The organism is Segetibacter koreensis DSM 18137 (assembly GCF_000374045.1).
Lineage (GTDB): Bacteria > Bacteroidota > Bacteroidia > Chitinophagales > Chitinophagaceae > Segetibacter > Segetibacter koreensis.
Genome location: NZ_KB893340.1, coordinates 1 through 21,960, shown reverse-complemented (window position 1 = coordinate 21,960; position 21,960 = coordinate 1). Strand labels below are relative to the sequence as shown.

13 protein-coding genes are annotated in these 21,960 nt (G+C 36.9%); 8 read left to right on the top strand and 5 right to left on the bottom strand.

From position 1 onward, the window contains the following. Positions 1 to 313: 313 nt before the first annotated feature. Positions 314 to 1,582, top strand: coding sequence for a serine hydrolase (locus tag B154_RS0118660; RefSeq protein ID WP_083934988.1), 1,269 nt, complete (start codon positions 314 to 316; stop codon positions 1,580 to 1,582). 61 nt (positions 1,583 to 1,643) lie between these two features. Beyond that, positions 1,644 to 2,834: a pyridoxal phosphate-dependent aminotransferase gene (locus B154_RS0118655; protein ID WP_018615848.1), complete on the top strand. Its 1,191-nt coding sequence runs from the start codon at positions 1,644 to 1,646 to the stop codon at positions 2,832 to 2,834. 159 nt (positions 2,835 to 2,993) lie between these two features. On the opposite strand, the gene mutS is transcribed toward B154_RS0118655, so the two are convergent. After that, a complete protein-coding gene (gene mutS, locus B154_RS0118650; protein ID WP_018615847.1) occupies positions 2,994 to 5,615 on the bottom strand; it encodes a DNA mismatch repair protein MutS in 2,622 nt (873 codons plus the stop codon). Positions 5,616 to 5,980: 365 nt separating this feature from the next. Here mutS and B154_RS32555 point away from each other — a divergent pair, with 365 nt between their 5' ends. After that, the gene (locus B154_RS32555) at positions 5,981 to 6,145 is read left to right on the top strand and encodes a hypothetical protein (protein ID WP_018615846.1); all 165 of its coding nucleotides are present in this window, start codon (positions 5,981 to 5,983) and stop codon (positions 6,143 to 6,145) included. A 100-nt stretch (positions 6,146 to 6,245) separates the two neighbouring features. On the opposite strand, the gene B154_RS0118640 is transcribed toward B154_RS32555, so the two are convergent. Further along, positions 6,246 to 7,574: an aspartate kinase gene (locus tag B154_RS0118640; RefSeq protein WP_018615845.1), complete on the bottom strand. Its 1,329-nt coding sequence runs from the start codon at positions 7,572 to 7,574 to the stop codon at positions 6,246 to 6,248. A 309-nt stretch (positions 7,575 to 7,883) separates the two neighbouring features. Between B154_RS0118640 and gyrA the strand changes: the two genes are divergently transcribed. Together gyrA and B154_RS0118630 are read left to right on the top strand one after the other, a co-directional pair. Beyond that, positions 7,884 to 10,553 carry a DNA gyrase subunit A gene (gene gyrA / locus B154_RS0118635; RefSeq protein ID WP_018615844.1) on the top strand — a complete coding sequence of 890 codons (2,670 nt, stop codon included), beginning with the start codon at positions 7,884 to 7,886 and terminating at the stop codon, positions 10,551 to 10,553. A gap of 27 nt (positions 10,554 to 10,580) precedes the next feature. Beyond that, the gene (locus tag B154_RS0118630) at positions 10,581 to 11,891 is read left to right on the top strand and encodes a hypothetical protein (protein WP_018615843.1); all 1,311 of its coding nucleotides are present in this window, start codon (positions 10,581 to 10,583) and stop codon (positions 11,889 to 11,891) included. Positions 11,892 to 12,018: 127 nt separating this feature from the next. On the opposite strand, the gene B154_RS0118625 is transcribed toward B154_RS0118630, so the two are convergent. Then, positions 12,019 to 12,945 (bottom strand): sugar phosphate isomerase/epimerase family protein, encoded by a 927-nt coding sequence (locus B154_RS0118625; RefSeq protein WP_018615842.1) that lies wholly within the window; start codon positions 12,943 to 12,945, stop codon positions 12,019 to 12,021. A 263-nt stretch (positions 12,946 to 13,208) separates the two neighbouring features. Between B154_RS0118625 and B154_RS0118610 the strand changes: the two genes are divergently transcribed. After that, on the top strand, positions 13,209 to 14,810 hold the full coding sequence (locus B154_RS0118610) for an amidase (RefSeq protein ID WP_018615839.1): 1,602 nt from the start codon (positions 13,209 to 13,211) through the stop codon (positions 14,808 to 14,810). 787 nt (positions 14,811 to 15,597) lie between these two features. Here B154_RS0118610 and B154_RS0118595 read toward each other — a convergent pair. Together B154_RS0118595 and B154_RS0118590 are read right to left on the bottom strand one after the other, a co-directional pair. After that, positions 15,598 to 16,749, bottom strand: a complete 1,152-nt coding sequence (locus tag B154_RS0118595) for a serine hydrolase domain-containing protein (RefSeq protein ID WP_018615836.1) — start codon at positions 16,747 to 16,749, stop codon at positions 15,598 to 15,600. 161 nt (positions 16,750 to 16,910) lie between these two features. Further along, on the bottom strand, positions 16,911 to 17,348 hold the full coding sequence (locus B154_RS0118590; protein ID WP_018615835.1) for a response regulator: 438 nt from the start codon (positions 17,346 to 17,348) through the stop codon (positions 16,911 to 16,913). 163 nt (positions 17,349 to 17,511) lie between these two features. Here B154_RS0118590 and serA point away from each other — a divergent pair, with 163 nt between their 5' ends. Continuing rightward, positions 17,512 to 18,747, top strand: a complete 1,236-nt coding sequence (serA, locus tag B154_RS0118585) for a phosphoglycerate dehydrogenase (protein WP_018615834.1) — start codon at positions 17,512 to 17,514, stop codon at positions 18,745 to 18,747. Positions 18,748 to 19,526: 779 nt separating this feature from the next. After that, positions 19,527 to 21,446, top strand: a complete 1,920-nt coding sequence (locus B154_RS30885; protein WP_018615832.1) for a right-handed parallel beta-helix repeat-containing protein — start codon at positions 19,527 to 19,529, stop codon at positions 21,444 to 21,446. Positions 21,447 to 21,960: the final 514 nt, after the last annotated feature.

Genomic DNA, 21,960 nt, shown 5'->3' with positions numbered 1-21,960 from the left:
ATAAATATGACAGGCATTTGAAATAGTACCTGGTACGCCTGTAAAAGAAGGGCTGTTTTTTTCTTCACAACTCATATCGTTTTAATTTTGTTTTTGAAGCAAAGCCGGTAGCTTTCAGGTAAGAGGATTTGCAATTTACCTTATACTGCTTTTAATCCTGAGCTCTTTTATCCTGATGGATGATCATAAATTTTGCATGCGCATTAGGAGTAAACTTGATATAACTTAAGAACGGCTTTTCAGTTTGAATAATGCTGATTGCAACAGAAGGGCAAACCCTTTCACATCCTTTTTATTCGATACTTTTATATCGATGTTTTCAAAACTTACACTTCTTTTAATAATTATAGTTGGCTGCATTTCGTGTAGCAGCGTAAATAAAACTTATCATCCTTTGAATGCTTCTGACACCAATGTTCTCGATAGTTTACTTGCAACTGATGCAGCTCTTCAACCGATATTACTACAAAAAGATGTTTTTGACCTTCAGATAATTTACACAAAAATTGACAGGGACGCAAACAACAAACCGCATTTTACAGATTATACCTTTAACGAAAATCCACAAGCGTATTTTTATCCCGCCAGTACAGTGAAGTTACCTGCTGCTTTACTTGCTCTTGAAAAGCTAAATGAGATAAAAATTCCGGGAGTTGAAAAGTACGCAATGATGACAGCAGACAACAGTTACGCAAGGCAAGAGATAGGTTTAGATAGTTCAAAGGCTAAAGACGCACAGGTTTCGGTTGCTGATTGTATTAAGAAAATATTTCTGGTAAGTGATAACGATGCCTTTAACCATTTGTATGACTTTTTAGGACAGGATTATTTTAACAGGCAGTTGCACAGAAAAGGGTATGAAACTGCTGACATTCGTCACAGGCTAAATATCTCGTTGACCGAAGACCAGAACCGAAATACCAATGCTGTTTCTTTTTATGATAGTGTGGGCAAGTTGCTATATCAGCAGCAACCTCAGTACAATACAAGTACATTTATTAAAAGAAACAATAAAGCAGGAAAAGGTTTTTACCGCGATGGAGAATTGATTAACGAGCCCTTTGATTTTTCAGAAAAAAACAAATTCTCGTTATACGATTTGCATAACATCCTTCGCGCAGTTATTTTTCCGAAGGCTGTTCCAAAAAAACAAAGATTTAATTTAACCAGTGAAGATTATCAGTTTCTATACAAATACATGAGTGCAAAGCCACGCGAAAGCAAATCTCCCTATTATGACAGCAGTCAATATCCTGATGCTTATTGTAAATTTTTGCTGTTTGGCGCTGAAAAAGGCACAATGCCGGAGAACATCAGAATCTTTAATAAAATAGGAGATGCCTACGGATTCTTAACCGATGTTGCCTATATAGTAGATTTTGAAAACAATGTTGAATTTATGCTTAGCGCTACAGTCTTGTGCAATAGTGACCGCATCTTCAACGATGATAAGTATGATTACGATACTGTTGGTTTACCATTTATGAAAAACCTCGGTCAGCTTATTTATGGCTACGAAAAACATCGACATCGAAAGTATCTTCCGGACTTAAGTAAATTTAAAATCAATTATAAAGATTAAGAACTTCAATACTTAGGTGAGAGTATTATTTCGCTACATTTGCGTCCAAAAATAAAAATTCATGTCTTTATCAAGTATTTTAGACCGTTTTAGTGAACCAGAGACCCTCAAAATGGCAAAACTTGGCCGGCAGCTAAGAAGTGAGGGAAAAGACGTAGTTGACCTAAGCCTGGGTGAACCTGATTTTGATACACCTAAGCATATAAAACAGGCAGCCATACAGGCAATAAATGATAATTATTCGCATTATACTCCGGTTGGAGGTTTCGCAGATTTAAAAGAAGCTGTATGTTTTAAGCTTAAAAGGGATAATAATCTTGATTATAAAGCTGAAAATATTATAGTATCAACAGGAGCGAAACAAAGCATCGCTAACCTTATTTTGGCTGTTGTAGATAAAGGTGATGAAGTAATCATTCCTACTCCTTATTGGGTTACTTACTCAGAACTTGTAAAAATAGCTGAGGGTGTAGTAGTGCCTGTTGAAACTACCCTCGAGAGCAAATACAAAATAACACCCGAGCAACTGGAAGCCGCCATAACAGATAAAACAAAACTCTTTATGTTTTCATCTCCCTGCAACCCTTCAGGGGCAGTGTACACCAGAGATGAATTAAAAGGGCTTGCAGAAGTTTTTAAAAAGCATCCGCAGGTATACATAATGAGCGATGAGATATATGAATATATAAATTATGTAGGCGGACACGAGAGTATTGCACAATTTGATGAAATAAAGGATAGGGTAGCGATCGTAAACGGATTGAGCAAAGGTTTTGCAATGACAGGTTGGAGACTTGGTTATTTAGCTGCTTCGCCAGAAATTGTAAAAGGTTGTGAAAAATTGCAAGGGCAAATTACCAGCGGAACAAACTCTATAACGCAAAGAGCTGCAATAGTTGCCTTAAAAAGTAACCTTGACAGCACCTACGAAATGGTAAAGGAGTTTGAACGAAGACATAAGCGTGTACAGGAACTTGTATGTCAGATCCCGAGTTTTAAGTGTTATATACCTGATGGCGCTTTTTATATCTTCCCTGAAATAAGCAGTTTATTTGGAAAGTCAGATGGTGAAACAAAAGTTGAAAATGCGGAAGATGTATGCATGTATCTCCTCCACACAGCACATGTATCTACTGTTACAGGTTCGGCATTTGGATCGCCCAATTGCATTCGTATAAGTTTTGCAAATAGTATGGAAAACATTGAAAAAGGTTTTGCAAGAATAAAAGAAGCTTTGGATAAATTGAAATAGAACATACTTTGTACGTACGTTAAAGAGTGGTTCTTTTGTATGAAATTCATACAAAAGAACCACTCTTTTTATTGCAAGAACGTTCTGCTCATTTGGTTGGCAGATAAGTTCCTGAAAGAAAAGCTCCACTTGATTCTCTCTCATTTAAAAGTTGCAGACTTACTTTACTTTCTGCTTAATTTCATTCAACTTCATCAAAGCCTCAACAGGAGTAAGGCGGTTAATATCAATATCATCTAGAATTTGCCGTATTTCATCAAATGTTTCGCTGTGTGCATCAAAAATACTTAATTGAAGTTTTGGTGCTGAAATCTTTTTAATGTTTGCCGCCAGGTCATTTGTTTTTGGTATGTCACCAATTTCATCCACGTGCTTGCTTTCTAATTGCTGCAATACTTCATTTGCCCTTTCGATTAATTTGGGTGGCATTCCTGCCATTTTCGCTACATGAATACCAAAGCTATGTGTACTTCCACCAGGAGCTAATTTTCTGAGAAAGATTATTTTATTGCCGATTTCTTTATTTGTTACATGGTAATTTTTGACTCTTGCTAATTTATTTTCCAGTTCATTTAATTCATGGTAATGTGTTGCAAACAAAGTTTTAGGAGCATGAGGAGAGGAGTGAAGGTACTCGACAATACTCCATGCTATACTTATACCGTCATAGGTGCTGGTGCCCCTGCCGATTTCATCAAGCAAAATCAAACTTCTTGGCGTAAGGTTGTTGATGATGCTTGCGGTCTCATTCATTTCAACCATAAACGTACTTTCACCTCCACTCAAGTTATCGCTGGCGCCAACGCGAGTAAATATCTTATCAGTCAAAGGAATGGTAGCTGCACTTGCCGGAACAAAACTTCCCATGTGTGCCATTAAAGTAATCAGTGCAGTCTGACGAAGCAAAGCGCTCTTACCACTCATGTTCGGCCCGGTTAAAATAATAACCTGCTGGCCTGAAGGGTTTAAACAAATATCATTGGCAATATAACTTTCACCTGCCGGCAGGTTTCTTTCAATTACAGGGTGACGGCTGTCTTTTATCTCAAACTCAAGCCCATTGTGAAGCAGTGGCTTTTTATAATTATACTGTAAAGCGTTGTGCGCAAAGCAGCACACACAATCCAAAGTAGCAAGCACATTGCCATTCACTTGCATGGGCGCGATGTAATCCTGCAGCTCGAGCAAAAGTTTGTCGTACAACTCCTGCTCTATACCAAGTATTTTGTCTTCAGCGCCAACTATCTTTTCTTCATAGGTTTTAAGTTCCTGTGTTATATACCGCTCACAATTGGCCAACGTTTGCTTGCGCATCCATGTTTCCGGGACTTTGCTTTTATGAATGTTGGTAACTTCAAGATAATAGCCAAAAACATTATTAAAACCAACTTTTAAAGATGTTATGCCTGTTGCTTCACATTCTTTTTGTTGCATCTGCAGCAGGTAATCTTTTCCCGTGCTTGCAATGTTTCTTAATTCATCTAACTCAGCATGAACTCCCGGCTTCATCACTCCGCCTTTCGCAATCTGTACCGGCGGACTTTCAACTATGTCTTTTACAATTTTCTCAAGAATGTAATGACAGGGATTAAGCGCGTCAGCAAGTCTTTTTAAGTAACTGTTGGAAGAATAAAGGCAGGAGCTTCTTATAGCTTCCACTTGCTGCAAGCCGCGGGCTATCTGTAATACTTCTCTCGGATTTATTTTTTTCAAAGGTATTTTACTAACCAGTCTTTCAATATCTCCTGCCTGCTTTATATGTTGTGCGAGCTTGGTTCGCAGTTCCGGGTCTTTGATTAAAAACTCAACTAATTCCAGTCTCTCATTTATTTTGGCAATATCTTTTAAAGGAAGTACAATCCACCTTTTCATTAATCTTGCGCCCATTGGGCTTACTGTGTTGTCCAGTACTTTTAACAGTGTTTGCCCGTTCTCAACTCCACTTCCCAGCAATTCAAGGTTTCTTATGGTAAAACGGTCCATCCATAAGTAATCATCTTTTTCCAGCCGCTGAATAGAAGTAATGTGCTGTAAGTTAGGATGCTCTGTATCTTTCAGATAATGAAAAACTGCACCTGCAGCTACAATTGCCAGGGGCATTGCTTCAACCCCAAAGCCTTTTAACGAATGTGTTTGAAAATGCTTCAATAAAGTTTCCGTAGCATAAGCTTCTTCAAAGATCCAGCTATCCAGCGTATAAGTATAAAACTTACTTCCAAAGGTTTCTTTAAAATGTTTTTGAAAACTCCGTTGAAAAATAACTTCAGCAGGCCTTAGGCTTTGCAGCAATTTGTCAATATATTCTGCATTGCCTTCACTGGCAAATAATTCGCCGGTTGAAATATCGAGTAAGGCAATGCCGGCTTTATCATCAATAAAATGAATAGCTGCCAAAAAATTATTACTGTCATGTTCCAGTAGTTTATCGCTCGTTGCAACACCGGGTGTTACCATTTCCGTAACTCCACGCTTTACAATTCCCTTTACCTGTTTAGGATCTTCAAGCTGGTCACAGATGGCTACACGATAGCCCGCTTTCACCAACTTATGCAAATAAGTATCTAAAGCATGGTGCGGAAACCCTGCCAGCTCACTGCTGAATGCGGCTCCATTGTTTCTTTTTGTAAGCGTAATACCCAAAATCTGACTTGTGATAATTGCATCTTCGCCAAATGTTTCATAAAAATCTCCTACCCGAAACAACAAAATAGCGTCAGGATACTTTTGTTTAATAGCCTTATGCTGCTGCATCAAAGGGGTTTCGGCACTGCTTTTGCTCATTGAGACAAAAATAACGGCTTTGTTGGTAAAAGAATAGTTAGGTTATCAGCAATGTGAATAACTGGTGATGAAGAAGGAGGGAAGTGGAACATTTAAGCCGACTTCGACAAAGTTTGTTAATGATTATGTAACTTACAATAAAGAAAAAACATAAAAAATGGTTTAGTTTTGCTGAACAACTCGGCAAAACAATTTCTTATAGTAACCGAAATAAAAATATAAGAAGTTCTTTTTACTACAATTTTTTCGATCGCCTGCCAGATTATCTCTTACGTTGCTTGTTCTCGAATACCAACAAATCGCTTTCCACGTTCTTAATATTAAGAGCTACGAATGCAAGTATTTACATAAAAAAAATTAAAACTATGAAAGCACTTATCAAAAAATTGATTTTTGACAAAGACTTTGTTAATAAACTAAAAAAGACAAAAGTTCACAATTCTTACCTGCACAATTTACTAATGGAAGGTAAAATTACACTAAAAGAATATTTAAGAGCAGCGGGTGCAAATGCTCAAATAGAAATGTAGGAGATGGTTAGATACATACGGCTAATAGCTTTTAGGTAAAAGAAATCGCGATTGCAAAATTCTTTTTAAAAAGTAATCAAAGAAGATTGTTATTATTGTTTTATCTGTAGAGCGCTTGTACAGTTTCCTTGTTTTTCTGCATCAAAACTACATCTTTTTCATGAAGCATGTTTGCTAATAGATCTTCAGTAAAATGTCTTATAGTTAATAATGTTAGATTCTTTTCGAGTTGTACATCAAATATCTCGCTGGCCATCTGTGCTAAATGTTCAATCTTATCTTGCCTGTCATCGAAACATACCTGCAAATTGATAGCTGCTGTCTGAATAAGATTAGGTTTTATATTCAATTCTGCAAATAACTGGTAAAGTGTACTCATAAGTCTTTCGCCGACAAATGAGAAATCCTTGCTTTGCAAGTGAATCAACACCTGGTTAGCTTTAATTACAATAACCGGGGGCAAGTTTTTGCTTGATTTATCACTAATGACAGTTCCAGGCAAAGAAGGGTCAAGAAAACTTTTTACATGCAGCGGAATTTTTTTATTCTGTAATGGCTTTATTGTTTTAGGATGTATGACTTGTGCGCCGTAAAACGCCATTTCTATCACCTCGCTAAAGCTTAGCTGGTTTATTAAAGAAGCTGAGGGAAACAACTTTGGATCAGCACTCATTACACCTTCAACATCTTTCCAAATGGTGAGATCATCTGCATCAAGAATGTTAGCAAAAACGGCGGCAGTATAGTCACTTCCTTCGCGCCCAAGAGTGGTACTTTCGTTTTGATCAGTTGATCCGATAAAACCTTGAGTAATATAAATCCCGGGATTATTTTGAATATTTGAACGTATTAAATTTTCTTTTGTAGCCGGCCAGTCAATATTTGCCTCCCGAAAATTATTATCTGTTCTGATAATGTCTCTTACATCGAACCACCGGTTTGTGATACCCTTTTCATTCAAATACGCACTTACAATTCTGCTGCTCAGCAATTCGCCGCAACACACGACCTGGTCATAATAATAATCAAATGATTGTACAGCTTTGTCATGCAACAGCCACTCGACTTCAGTAAAGAAAGCATTTAAGTCTTCTAGGGTAGCGTTATAAGAAGTTACCAGCAAATATTTCGCGGTTGTTAGATGACTTTGTTTAATCAATTGAAATAATCGAAGCGCTTCTTCCTTATTCCCACTATAAAAGGCTTCCACCACTTTTTCTAAGGCGTTGGTAGTTTTACCCATTGCCGACATAATGACTATTACATGTTCTTTTGTATATAATGATAAAATATCAGCCACATTTCGTATTCTTTCAACACTACTCAGACTTGCTCCCCCAAACTTAAAAACCTTCATACGTTGGTATTGTAAATTGTAAAATGTAAAATGAGGGTGCAAAGATATGTGAGGAGCTCGCTCTTTATTCATTTTCTGTATGAGTTATAAAAGATTGTGAAAAGCCTCAATAGAGAATTACGGTACAAGGGAGTGTCGGATTTTGATTATCATTTAAATGCTGTAACAAAGAAAAAATAATTCGAAGAATAACTGTGATTATAGAAATTATAGACAAATTCTATAATTGAGTCTTCTTAGCTTAATACAAATCCTGCTTGCTTGTCTGTGAAGCCCTTTAAAATCAACAGTTATTAACCTTTTTTCTTGGTTAAAAAAGTTACATTTGCAAACCCTTAAATAGTTTTAAATCAATCTTTAAAAAAGGGTTTTTTTAAATAAATGGAAGATAATATACAACCTCTTGAGACGAGCGATAATGATCGTGTAATACAGGTAAATATTGAAGAGCAAATGAAGACAGCGTACATTGATTATTCAATGTCTGTTATTGTAGGCCGCGCTTTGCCTGACGCCCGTGATGGATTTAAACCTGTTCATCGCCGCGTATTATATGCGATGAATGAGTTGTCGAACTACAGTAACAGGCCCTATAAAAAATCGGCACGTATTGTAGGTGAAGTGATGGGAAAATATCATCCTCATGGTGATGCCTCTATTTATGATACGCTGGTCCGTATGGCGCAGGATTGGACAATGCGGTATATAATGGTCGACGGCCAGGGTAACTTTGGAAACCAGGATGGAGACCCACCCGCAGCTATGCGTTATACAGAGGTGCGATTGCAACGGATAGCGGAGAGCATGCTGGATGACATAGAGAAAGATACAGTAGATTTTCAATTGAACTTTGATGACAGTTTACAGGAGCCTGTAGTGTTGCCCACGCGCATACCGCAGTTATTGGTAAACGGAAGTAGCGGCATTGCTGTAGGCATGGCTACAAATATGCTGCCTCACAACCTTTCGGAAGTGGTAGACGGATGTATAGCTTATATTGACAATAAAGAAATAAGTATTGAAGAACTGATGGTGCATGTAAAGGCACCTGATTTTCCTACAGGCGGCGTTATATATGGAATGGAAGGTGTGAAGCAGGGTATGCTTACTGGCCGGGGAAGGGTAGTGCTGCGTGGAAAATGCCATGTTGAAACAAAGGCAAGCGGCAGGGAGACCATTATTATAACAGAAACTCCATACCAGGTTAACCGGGATATGCTGACAGATAAAATAGGTCAGCTAGTTAACGATAAAACAATTGAAGGTATTGCTCATGTAAATAATGAAAGTAACAAACGCGAGGGTACCCGTATTGTAGTCGATTTGAAGCGTGATGGGGTAGCTAACGTAGTTATCAACCAGTTGTTTAAATATACTGAGCTGCAAACCAGTTATGGTATTAATAACGTCGCTCTAACCAAAGGACGTCCTAAAACGATGAACCTTAAGGAACTCATAGTAGAGTTCGTTGATTTCAGGATGGAAGTGGTGATACGCAGGGCACAGTTCGAGTTAAGAAAGGCACAGGAACGAGCACACATTTTGCAAGGTTATCTCATAGCGCTTGACCATCTTGATGAAGTAATTGCTTTGATTCGTAACTCATCTACACCTGATATTGCTAAAGAAAACTTAATAAATGCGGGATGGGGAATAGATGAAATACAGGCAAAAGCAATCCTTGAGCTACGCTTACAGAGACTGACCGGAATGGAGCGCGAAAAAATTAAGGAAGAATATGACAATTTAATGAAAATCATTGCCGGATTACAGGAGTTATTAGCAAGTGAGTTGCTGCGATATGAACTAATAAAGACAGAATTATTGGAGGTAAAAGAAAAATTTGGCGATGCAAGAAAGACCGAAATATCTTACTTATCTAAGGAGATGAGAATTGAAGATCTCATTGAAGAAGAAGATGTTATAATAACTATTTCACATTTTGGTTACATTAAAAGAACGTCGTCAGACGAATATCGGCAGCAGAAGAGGGGAGGTCGAGGATCGATGGGCAGCCGCACAAGAGATGAAGATTTTGTAGAGCATCTGTTTGTAGCATCCACCCATCATACCTTATTGTTCTTCACCGAAAAGGGAAGATGTTTTTGGTTGAAAGTATATGAAGTGCCCGAAGGAGATAAAAACGCAAAAGGACGTGCAATACAAAACCTGATGCAATTGCCGGGAGATGATAAAATAAGAGCAATTATAGATGTAAAAGATTTTTCAGATAAGGAATATATTAATAAGCATTATATTCTTCTCTGCACAAAAAAAGGAATAATCAAAAAAACGCAGTTAGAAGACTTTAGCAGGCCGCGCGCAAATGGTATAAATGCCATTAATATTAACGAAGGTGACCAGCTACTGGAAGCCCGAATGACTGACGGGGACTGTGAAGTAATGCTGGCTGTCAAATCAGGCCGGGCCATTCGTTTTCCGGAAGAGAAGGTTCGTTCTACCGGCCGTGGTGCAATAGGTGTATTTGGAATTGACCTGGATGATGCTACAGATGAAGTAATTGGTATGGTTTGTGTAAATAAAGACGACGTCAGCCGAAATATCCTAGTGGTGAGCGAAAATGGGTTTGGTAAACGAACACCGGTAGATGAATACAGAATAACGAATAGGGGTGGAAAAGGTGTTAAAACCATTAACGTAACAGAAAAAACAGGAAGCCTTGTAGGAATACTTGATGTAAATGGTAAAGAAGACCTTGTAATCACTTGTAAATCAGGGATTACCATTAGAACAAGCGTAGCAGACATCAGAGAGGCTGGCCGGGCGACACAGGGTGTAAAACTGATAAGAATTGATGAAGGAGATCAGATAGCTGCTATTTCTAAAATTCAGGAACAGGAAGAGGCAATTGTACTAACCGAAGCTTCCATAGAAGCAGAAAACGAAGCAATAGAAAAAATAGAGACTGAGACAGAAACAGCAGAAGGAGATAGCGGAATCGATGCAAATAATAGTATTGCAGATAACTCTTCAGAAAGTGAAATCTCAAATGAGACCTTAGAAAACGACCAGGAAGACAACGATCAATGATTAAACAAATACTAAAACAGATAAAAAATGAAAAAAATTACGATTGGTTTTTTGCTATTGTTTGCTGTAGGTGCGGGAGCTAAAGCACAGGATTATAAAAAAGTGCGCGATGCGTTGGTTTTGGCTCAGGTGCCAGGAAATGCAGGACAAACAAAACTTGAAGAAGCAAAAACACAGTTAGATAAAGTGCTTGCCGACCCAAAAGCAGAAGGTAAGGCAGAAACATATTTATTAAAAACCGAAGTACTAGGAACAATTGCGGGTAATGAAGCATTAAAAGCAAAATATCCTACAGCAGATGTTGAAGCTTTACAGGCATTAAAAAAATATCTTGAACTTGAGCCCAATGAAGCCAAAATAAAAGAAGACCGCTATGCCGGCGTAAATAGCGCGTACAGTTCACTTTTTAGTGCCGGTGTGAAATACTATAATGAAAAAAACTGGGACTCTTCTTTTGCAAAGTTTAAAGATGTAGTCGAGTTGGGTGACATCCTTACATCAAGAAAATGGACAACTTCAGCTTTTGACACTACCTCGTATCTATATGCAGGAGTAACTGCGCAAAATGCGAAGAAAAATGACGACGCTGCAAAATATTACAGCAAAATAGCTGATCGTAAAATAGGTGGAAAAGATTATGAGGGGATATATGATTTTCTAACTAAATATTACCTGAACAATAATAACCAGGAGGAGTTTAAAAAATATTTAGCACTTGCAAAAGAAGTATACCCTAACAACACAATGTGGAAGGATCTCGAGTTTGCAAATACTACAGATAATGCTCCGTTGGAAGACATGGTTAAAAAGTTTGAAGATGCAGATGCTGCAAAGACCATTGATGCTAAAGGTTATTTAGATTATGGAGACTATTTTATAAACAACAAGAAAATAAAAGATCTTGATCCTTCCCAGCGCTCACAATATACAAGCAAGGCTTTTTACGCCTTTTCGAAAGCAGCGGATTTAGACACAGCTAATGGATTGTCAAGTTATAATGCGGGCATTGCAGCTTATACTTTATTTGAAGATGCAGCCGATTCTGCTCGTAAAATAAAAGGTGTTACTACGGCTATTAAATCTAAAAGAGCACTTGCTGATAAACAAGCTGACTCTGCAGCAGATAATAGCATAACATGGTTAGAAAAATCGTATAACACTTTAGCTTCAAAGGCTAATCGCACTAATACAGAAAAGAATGTTGTAGGAAAAGCTGCTGACCTATTATACAACCTTTATATTTATAAAAGAGACAGGACCAAATTGTTAAATCCTAAAAACTATGATAAGTACGATGCTAAGAGCAAGTTTTATGATAGCATGCACGGCAAGTTTTAAAAATTAGTTATAAAAGCGCATAAAAAAAGCTATCTGAAAGGATAGCTTTTTTTATGCTTACTCTTTTATCGTAACGAGAGAATGGATGGTAATTGGAAAAAAAGTCTAAATTGATTATAACTGCTTCTTAAATACCTTCAGTCACCTCCTTCATTTTAGATAGAGCTGTTTTGGCTACTATCAACGCATCTTTACTGTAATAATTTTTGTTGAACACCTCACATGAAATAATAAGCGGTCTTTCAGGATTTTTGAGAATTTGTAAAATTCGTTTTACAGGTGCTACCCCATCGCCCGGGAATGTGCGGTCAGCATCGGTAATAGTGGCAGCTGGTACATTTGCCGGATAATCGTTAACGTGAAGAATTTCAATAGCAGAGGTACTCATTAATGGGAGCGTGTCAATATCGGTACCGCCTTTATAGAGGTGAAATACATCGAGCAGAACTTTTGCTGTGGGTTCTCCGCTTTCTAAGGCTACGTACACTACCTCGCTGACACGGCTCAGATTTTTTGAAAACCCCCACATTTCAAGTTGTGGTATAACGCCTGTTGTTTTTCCCAGTTCCAGTACCGCTTTGTATCGTTCTGCTACTTTTTTTAAATCAAGTATGGCAGTGTTTGTTGCACCTATGGGTGGGGCAGCCGTTCGTTTACAGCCGAGTTGAGCAAGTATTTCCATTTCCCTTTTCATTTGCTCAAGGCCTGCAGTACGTTTAGCATCGTCATCTACAATCCATTCTGCAAATCCAATTGCATTTTCTACTTTAATGCCTAAGTCGTCCACTCTTTTTTTTGCTTCTTTTATCGTTCCTCCATTTTTTAAAAATGTTTGTAAAGTGTCAATCCATATTTCAACAGATTTGAAACCTGCATTTGATGCTACTTCAAGCTCCTTTACAAAACCAAGATTGTGTCCGCGGATAGTTGCCATATTAAGGCAATAGGTAAAAGAATTATTAATGGATGGAGTCTCTTGCGCTTCGCTAAAACGAGGCAAAAAAGCTCCTGCTGTTGTCACTCCCAAAGCTTTTAGTAGTACACGTCTGTTCATCTTGTAATTTTTGAAGCAGCAAAATAAGACGTTGAGTTTATAATCTGCCTATCCTGTAATTTTTTTCTGACATTTACTATTGTTATTTTGGTAACCTCCTTAGTAGAAATCCATATTACCCGCATTTAAATTTTTCTTTTTGCCATTGTTAAGGCTCGTTTTTCTAATTCACTTTTATTATTTTTTGAAATGTATTTGTCATTATCTTCAAACAATAAATAACAATGCAGAAATAGATTAATTATCATCTCTTTTTAAAATTAATGAACAGAAGAAATTTTCTTAGAAACGGCTCTCTTGCCGGTGTCACTTTATCAGCCCTTGTAAAAGAAACCGCGCAGGCATCAAACGGAAATAGTAGCGCAAATCAAGATAAAGATGTTGACCTAAATGAAATGACCATTGAAGAATTGCAACAAAAAATGCAAAGTGGAGAATTAACTTCAAAATCAATAACACAATGGTATTTAAAAAGAATAAAAGAAATAGATAAAGAAGGGCCAAAACTAAATGCTGTAATTGAAGTTAATCCTGACGCAGAAAGTATTGCGGCAATATTAGACGACGAACGGAAAAGTGGCAAAGTCAGAGGACCACTTCACGGTATTCCGGTTTTAATAAAAGATAATATTGATACAGCTGATAAAATGATGACCACCGCCGGGTCACTTGCTCTTTATGGAAATATTGCTTCTAAAGATGCATTTATTGTGAAACTTTTACGCCACTCGGGTGCAGTGTTGTTAGGTAAAACAAACTTGAGCGAATTTGCCAACTTCCGTTCAACTCATTCTACAAGTGGATGGAGCAGCAGGGGAGGTCAAACAAAATGTCCTTATATTTTAACCAGGAATCCTTCCGGATCCAGTGCCGGCTCTGGTTCTTCTTCTGCTGCTAATTTGTGCTCGGTTGCAATAGGCACTGAAACAGATGGATCGATTGTAAGTCCGGCTTCAGTAAATGGTCTCGTAGGTATAAAACCAACCGTAGGTTTATGGAGTCGATCAGGAATTATACCCATATCTGCTACACAGGATACAGCCGGACCAATGGCGCGGACAGTAAAGGACGCAGCCACAGTATTAGGTGCGATGGTTGGCACCGACGTCGCAGACGCTGTAACTAACCAAAGCAAGGGAAAAGCGCATAAAGATTATACACAGTTTTTAGATGTAAATGGTTTAAAAGGAAAAAGACTGGGTTTTGAAAAAACTTTTTTAAAAGGCAATCCTGACGTAGTGGCTTTGCTAAATAAAACAATTGCCTTACTTAAAGAAATGGGAGCAACTATTGTGGAAGTGGATGTCTTGAAACCTACATATGCCTTGGGCAAGGCCGAAAATACAATTTTGCATTACGAATTTAAAGATGGGCTAAACAAATATCTTGCTGGTGCAAATGCAAAAGTAAAATCTCTGAAAGATGTAATTGCGTATAACAAGGAGAATGCATCTGAAACAATGCCATACTTCAAACAGGAAACGCTCGTTAGTTCAGAAGAAAAGGCAGGTTTAGATAGCAAAGAATACAAAGAAGCTTTAGCAAAATCTATATCTTCAAGGAAGATAATTGATCAACTTTTACTGGAACATAAATTAGATGCTATTTGTGGCACCACTAATGGCCTGGCTTGTTGTATAGATCTTATAAACGGCGATTACGATACTGGTTTTTCGTTTTCTTCTCCAGCTGCAATGGCAGGTTATCCGCATATCACTGTGCCGATGGGGTATGTACATGAACTCCCTATAGGTTTTTCTTTTTTTGGTACAGCGTATAGTGAACCAGAATTAATAAAATTAGCCTATGCGTTTGAGCAAGGAACAAAAATAAGAAAAGCTCCAAAATTTTTACAGCAGTTATGATAATTGTTATATCCGTGCCCTGGCTACACATCACAATTCTTCTGTAATAAAGTATGACTAATTTTCCTTGAGTACCTACCTATCGAAACAATAGTTCACTGAGAAACATTCATTAAATAACAAGCTGACGTGAGGTGGTAGTTTAAGGTAAATAAAAATGCAACAATGTTATAATACATCGTTGCATTTTTGTTTGCTGTATAGTAATTATTAAAAAAGGTCGTTTTGTAATTTAACCTAAACCGTTCATTTCGCGGTAAAGTATAAAAGCTAAATAGAGAAGAACGCCAATTACAAGTATTATGTTCACTGTTTTTTGGCTCAACTCATGATCGTGTGTAAATTTTTCCATAAGATTAAATTTTAAATAATGTTATTAAATTTTTTGTACGGTCCAACAAGTATTGGAAATGGGAATACATAGGGTACCCTTTCCTTTGTAAAATTAAAGAAATTTTAATAATATTTTAATAATTTTAACATTTATTGAACTCTAATTACAAAATGTTATTCGGCACGTTAGTACACTTTCTAATTACTTTAAATAAAAAAACGTACTTGGACGTGACGCTAGTGGAGAATGTAAGCTTAAGGAATATTCAGGTGGAAATTATCAAAAATATCATTTTGATTTGAAATAAAGATCAACGCACATTTTTTATTCAAACTTACATCTATCTGAATAGAATTTTTAAAAAAGCTGAAAGTAATAATAAGCCTGCTAGATCTGCCTTTATTGATAATGTTTTTTAAAGAAAACCTAATCAATAAAATACTGCATTTCAGTTTAATCCAAAGGCTTTTCAGGTTCTGTCTTTTTACTATTAGCGAAAACAGTTCCGATCTTCATACCTGCATAAATAGCTTTATTAAATTTATTGCTAAGTATTATAATAGTGGCGGTATCATCTACCAGCCGCGTAAACACAGTATTGTTACCATGCCACCAGCCGTTATGATATACAATCTTTGTATTTGGCAACATCATCAGGCGCCACCCAAGTCCATAATTATGAATTGACGGTCTTTCTAAGCTATATGGTTTAGTTGCTTCCTCATAAGTAGCGTGGGAAACTACGCGATTATTGTAAATAGCCTGGTCCCATAAATACATATCTCGTACTGTGCTGTAGACATTTTTATCTCCATAGATGCAATCTATAGACTCGAGGGGAAAAGGGCGGTTATTGGGCTGAAAACTCGGATGATAATTAGCTGAATCCGCTTTTGAAAAAACAAAAGTATGAGTCATACCTAAAGGCGTGAATATAGTGTTTTTCATGTACTCAGGAAAAGGCTGTCCCGATACTTTTTCTACTATTAATGCAAGCAATGCAAAATTTGTATTGCAATAATGGAAACCACGGTTAGGATAGCCATAAAGAGCTGGCTTCTTCTCAATCATAAATTGCAACATATCATTATTTGTTGCAATTTTCCTTCTCCAGGTTGGGTCCTGGCTCATAAAATAAACATAGTTAGGCAACCCGCTCCGGTGACTTAATAACATTCTCACAGTTATACCAGTATAAGGAAATTCAGGAAAAAAGACCTGTAAAGAGTCATCCAGTTTTAACTTATTTTCTTCCCACAATTTCATGATCGCCATTCCAGTAAAAGTCTTTGATACAGAAGCCAGGTGAAATGTAGTTGAAGGTGAAATGGCTTCTTTGGTAACAGGATCTGAATAACCATGATAATCTTCCAGAAGCACTTCTCCATTTTTAGCCACTAAAATACTTCCGTTGAATGCATGCTTAAGCAAAATAGAATCATACATATGCTCGACCGCAGCTTTATATGTTTCTTTTTCGTCAGGAGTAAGTTTTCTATAGCTAAATTCTTTATTAGAATTAGGTGAAGAAATTTTACTAATATCTTTTTGTTTGCATGCTGATAGAGCCGCAATAAACGCTATAAAAAATAACAGGCTTTTCAAAAACTTTTCTTTTTTTATGGCGGCAAAAATAGGGGAAACGGTTAAATGATTTTGTTATACATTATTCACATACTATAATACTTTTCCTCATTTCGCTTGTTTTGTGATTAGAGGAAAAATCAAAATGCGGTGATAAATAATTGTATCTGCGTTATTATATTTTAGCCCGTAACACGTACGCACTCAATCCAAAACCTTCCGAGTTTTCCCATTTTATCACACCATTCTTCGAGGCTGCTCGGTTTGCTCACGAAGCAGCTTGCGCCTAACTCATAAGCCCTTTCAACATCTCGCGAGGTATCAGAAGTGGAAAAAATAACAACAGGAATTTTACGGAGGGCTTCATCCTGTTTTAATTCCTCTAGCGCTTCAAGTCCGCTCTTGCGCGGCATATTTAAATCAAGAATTATCAGTTGAGGAAGATCTTTTGAGTTTGAAACATTTTTTATTAAGTGATCCATTAAAATTTGTCCGTCACCAACATCAGAAATATGTACGGGAAGCTTGTTCTCGATAAAGCAATCTTTTGTTAATTGTACATCATCACTATCATCGTCAGCTATTATTATTCTAAAAGGCCTTGTGAAGCTTGTATTCATAAAATTTAAAAGCTATCAAAAAATATTGGTTTTTCTATTCAATGCCCAAAATTGCTTAATAACTCTTGAATTAAAAAATAGTATTTACTTTTTTGATTTTTATTATCCTTTTATTAAAAGCGGTTAAAGTGTTACTTTCGCAAAAAAAAAGACAACAGGTTTAATGAACAAACAATTAACTAGTTACCCGAAAGAAAAAATACATATTCTATTACTTGAAAATATCAGCCAGACGGCTGTATCGGTTTTTAAAAATAATGGTTACAGCAATGTAGAAATTATTTCGGGGGCATTATCTGAAGATGAATTGATAAAGGCAGTGAAGGATGTTCACTTGTTAGGCATCAGAAGTAAGACACAGGTAACCGAAAAAGTGCTGGAGGCCGCAAAAAAACTACAGGCTATCGGATGCTTCTGTATAGGGGTGAACCAGGTAAATCTGCAGGCGGCAACCAGGCTCGGTATAACGGTTTTTAATGCACCGTACAGTAATACAAGAAGTGTAGCTGAACTGGTAATTGGTGCCGCCATCATGCTCATACGTCGTATACCTGATAAAAATAAAGCAGCTCACGAAGGTGTGTGGATGAAAGAATCTAAAGGAAGTTATGAACTTCGTGGAAAAACCCTTGGCATTATTGGTTATGGCAACATTGGCAGCCAATTAAGTATACTTGCTGAGGCGCTGGGCATGAAAGTTATTTTTTATGATATTGAAACAAAAATGCCATTAGGCAATGCATCTGCCGTAAAATCTTTGCAGGAGCTAGTGGCAACCGCCGACGTTATATCATTGCACGTGCCAGAAACTGCAGCTACAAAAAACCTGATTAACAAAGAACTTTTACGGGAATTTAAAAAAGGCTCCATTCTCATCAATTATGCAAGAGGACAGGTTGTAGACCTTGATGCGCTTGCTGAAAGCTTGCGCGCTGGTGATATAAGTGGGGCAGCTATTGATGTTTATCCTGTAGAGCCGAAGAAGAATGGCGACAAGTTCGTTACACCTATTCAAAACCTTCCTAATGTGCTTCTGACACCACATATTGGGGGCAGTACGGAAGAAGCGCAACAAAACATAGGAGAAGACGTAAGTAACAAACTTTTCGAGTTTTTGGAAAAAGGTATAACAAACGGTTCACATACCGTTCCGCCATTAGCTCTTCCACCCCAGGAAGGCACGCATCGGATACTGCATATCCATAAAAACGTTCCCGGTGTTTTAAGCGCGATCAATACCCAGCTTTCTGTGCACGGAATAAATATAATTGCCCAGTACCTTAAAACAAATGACGAAATAGGATATGTGGTGCTTGATGTCGATAAAAAACTTTCGGGTCATGCTACTGAATTATTAAAAGAAGTAAAAGAAACTATTAAGGTGAGGTTGCTTTATTAGATCCTGCTTATGTAACTAAAGCCACTTTTGTAAGAGTGGCTTTAGTACATTTTTAATAATATTCTATCTTTTTTTGTTATTTTCGATTTATCAAGAATTTATTAGCATTAAGATTATTTGTTTGTGCTAATATTTTTATTTGCCCCGGTTTAGCACCTGCTTTCTAAAAGATGTCAGAGATACCTCCTTCAGCGCTTCAGACCTGCCTTCCTATCTTTGCATCTCCTTTAACTGTAAGTCGAATTTGTGAGTTGTGTATTAAAGTTTCCTTATTATCTGTAATGCGCCTATCCCCAAACACTGTATCATTTTGTCTGGCTTTTAATCCCTCTCTACTTGATATGAAGGTAAATGTTAGCTGCATTTCCCTGCCGTAATTTGTCCGCGATCTATAACTGTTTTATCAACAATAAGAATTATTTTTTTGCCTATTAAACAGAATTTGTTTACACGTATTTTTTAATTAGACCAGCACTAGTCTTTCCGGCACATTAACCTGGTGATTAAATTATCACAAGTGAATAATAGATCTAGACTCATCGAAATGATTAATAAATTATTTTCCAGGCTATTGCATAATTAAAATTTATTATTTAATTTTCAACAATTCAACTAAACACGAAAGGCTAAAAAAGCCGAAACTAATATTTCCCCCAATTACCGCGATCCATATCCTTCGAAAATCCTTTTCCAAATTATCTGAGAAATACTATTGAAGTTGTAAGAATCCCCATCACTTTTTTGATGATATTATTTTTTATAACCCTTAATCCTTTTCAATGAAATTTGCATTTACTACTTTACTGTGCTGTATTGTGTCAAATCTTACTTTGCATGCTACCACTTATTATGTCAGTCTTAGTGGCAGCAATTCTAATACAGGAACTTCGGCAACTAAACCCTGGAAAAGTATCGCCAACATAAATTCAAAAAATTTTAAAGGAGATACAATTTTATTCCAGGGTGGAAGTACTTATGGCGGAAGCATGTATTTTACCAGTTCCGATGTGGGAACCGCGTCTAAACCAATTGTTATTAGTTCATATGGCAGTGGAAAGGCCACTATCAACAGCGGAACTTCTAACGGCATATATATCTACAACGCCGCTGGTTTTAAAATAAAAAACTTAACTATTAATGGCTCCGGCAGAACAACCAATACAGGCTCAGGCATTTTCTTTTATATGGATAAAAGTGCAACTCACTTACCTTATATCAGGATAGAAAGTGTTGAAACTTATGGGTATCATGATTATGGAATTTGTGTAGGCAGCTGGAATTATTCAAGTGGATACAGCGATGTTTCTATTACTCGTAGTAATGCTCATGGCAATGGCAGTGCCGGTATTTTCTTTTATGCACAATCTTCTTATGCCCATAAAAATATTTATATAGGTTATAGTAAAGTTTATAACAATTCGGGAATAGCAGACCAAAAATATTCTAACAGCGGAAATGGTATTAAACTGGGCAGCGCTGATGGAGCTGTTATAGAATATTGCACTGCTTATAATAACGGATGGTTACATTCCAATGCTGATGGCGGACCGATGGGCATCTGGGCCTATCAATCTAATAATGTTTTGATTCAATATAATGAATCTCATCATAATAAAACCGGCACTAATAAAGATGGGGGAGGGTTTGATTTTGATGGCGCCTGCACAAACTCAACCATGCAATACAATTATTCACACGATAATTATGGGGGTGGATATGTTATTGCGCAATTTAGCGGGGCTTTATTAATGAAAAATATTACAATTCGCTATAACATCAGTGAAAATGATGGGCGTAAAAATGATTACGGGGCCATTCACATGTGGTCTTCATCTACAAGTGGGGGAGTTCAAACCGTGAATATTTACAACAATACTGTTTATATTACTCCAAGTCTAAATGCGGTTCCCAAAGGATTTTATATAAGAGGCGGACCTATTTCAGGGGTTAAAGTGCGAAACAATATTTTTCAAACAACGGGTGCGGTACAGGTTGTGAATGTACCTTTCCCTTCTTCTAGCACTTTCCAGGGAAATGACTATTGGTCTACCGGAAGTATGTTTAAAATTCTTTGGGGAAGCAGTTCTTATTCTTCATTAAATTCATGGCGAACATCAACAGGGCAGGAAAAAGTAAATGGAATTGCAAGTGGCCTACAGTTAGATCCGCAATTTTCTGAGACTACTACAGGCGTAACTTTTTCCGATGCAAGCCAGATCACTCAACTCAAAAGATATAAGTTAAAATCGACTTCCGGTTTAATTAATAAAGGTTTGAACTTAACCAGTCTGTTTGGTATCAATGTAGGAACCAAGGATTTTTGGGGTAATAGCATCGTAAATAAAACTACATTCAACATGGGTGCATATCAGCTTACCACGGGAGCAAAAACAGGAAATGATTTAGAGCTTGTACAGACAGACAAGTCAGACCTGACACCCGCAACAATTCATATTTTTCCAAATCCAGTTACGGTAAATTCTACAATAAGGTTTGCTTCGTCAGTATCCGGAAAAGCAGCTGTTCAATTGTACAATATTGAAGGAAAGCTTGTAAGCACTCTATTTTCTGGAGAAATGCAAGCTGGAGAATACAGTAACCTTCCATTAGATGCAGGTAAACTTGTAAATGGAGAATATTTTATAGTTTTCTCAAATGATGGAAAAGTTGTAACGCAGAAAATAATAGTGGCCAGATAAATTATTTTAATTGAATTAAATCGTTTCTCTTACTAAAACTTTCTAAATCTGAATCCCTCTCTTTACTTGCTGATAGGAGCAAAGAGAGGGATATTTGTTATTATTTTTTTTATCACCCCTTTTGATATTCCAAATTTGGGATTATTCCTTTACCTTTCAACCCCAATATAATTAGAATTTCATTAGACTTTTAAGAGTCGAATCCTCTCTGGAATAACCATCAATCCATTTTCTCTGGAATATTCTTTTTTAGAAATAGGCCTTTAAATACTCCAATACTAAAACTAATAATATTAGCAATATCAGTAACTTAGCTAAAATTTATAGTTAATTATGTTTAAAGGTACTGACATTTTGGAGTTTGCAAGGCATTTTGATACCAAGGAAAAGTGTTTAAAATATCTGAGTTGTTTAAAATGGCAAAAGGAATTTACTTGCTTAAAGTGTGGCAATACATCCTGGAGTAAGACAGGTCTGGAGCATATACGGCGTTGTAATAAGTGCAAAGACAAAC

Excerpts from the sequence above, each read along its gene's own strand:
- B154_RS0118660 (WP_083934988.1), top strand. The coding sequence starts at position 314 with ATGTTTTCAAAACTTACACTTCTTTTAATAATTATAGTTGGCTGCATT.
- B154_RS0118655 (WP_018615848.1), top strand. The coding sequence starts at position 1,644 with ATGTCTTTATCAAGTATTTTAGACCGTTTTAGTGAACCAGAGACCCTC.
- mutS (WP_018615847.1), bottom strand. The coding sequence starts at position 5,615 with ATGAGCAAAAGCAGTGCCGAAACCCCTTTGATGCAGCAGCATAAGGCT.
- B154_RS32555 (WP_018615846.1), top strand. The coding sequence starts at position 5,981 with ATGAAAGCACTTATCAAAAAATTGATTTTTGACAAAGACTTTGTTAAT.
- B154_RS0118640 (WP_018615845.1), bottom strand. The coding sequence starts at position 7,574 with ATGAATAAAGAGCGAGCTCCTCACATATCTTTGCACCCTCATTTTACA.
- gyrA (WP_018615844.1), top strand. The coding sequence starts at position 7,884 with ATGGAAGATAATATACAACCTCTTGAGACGAGCGATAATGATCGTGTA.
- B154_RS0118630 (WP_018615843.1), top strand. The coding sequence starts at position 10,581 with ATGAAAAAAATTACGATTGGTTTTTTGCTATTGTTTGCTGTAGGTGCG.
- B154_RS0118625 (WP_018615842.1), bottom strand. The coding sequence starts at position 12,945 with ATGAACAGACGTGTACTACTAAAAGCTTTGGGAGTGACAACAGCAGGA.
- B154_RS0118610 (WP_018615839.1), top strand. The coding sequence starts at position 13,209 with ATGAACAGAAGAAATTTTCTTAGAAACGGCTCTCTTGCCGGTGTCACT.
- B154_RS0118590 (WP_018615835.1), bottom strand. The coding sequence starts at position 17,348 with ATGAATACAAGCTTCACAAGGCCTTTTAGAATAATAATAGCTGACGAT.
- serA (WP_018615834.1), top strand. The coding sequence starts at position 17,512 with ATGAACAAACAATTAACTAGTTACCCGAAAGAAAAAATACATATTCTA.
- B154_RS30885 (WP_018615832.1), top strand. The coding sequence starts at position 19,527 with ATGAAATTTGCATTTACTACTTTACTGTGCTGTATTGTGTCAAATCTT.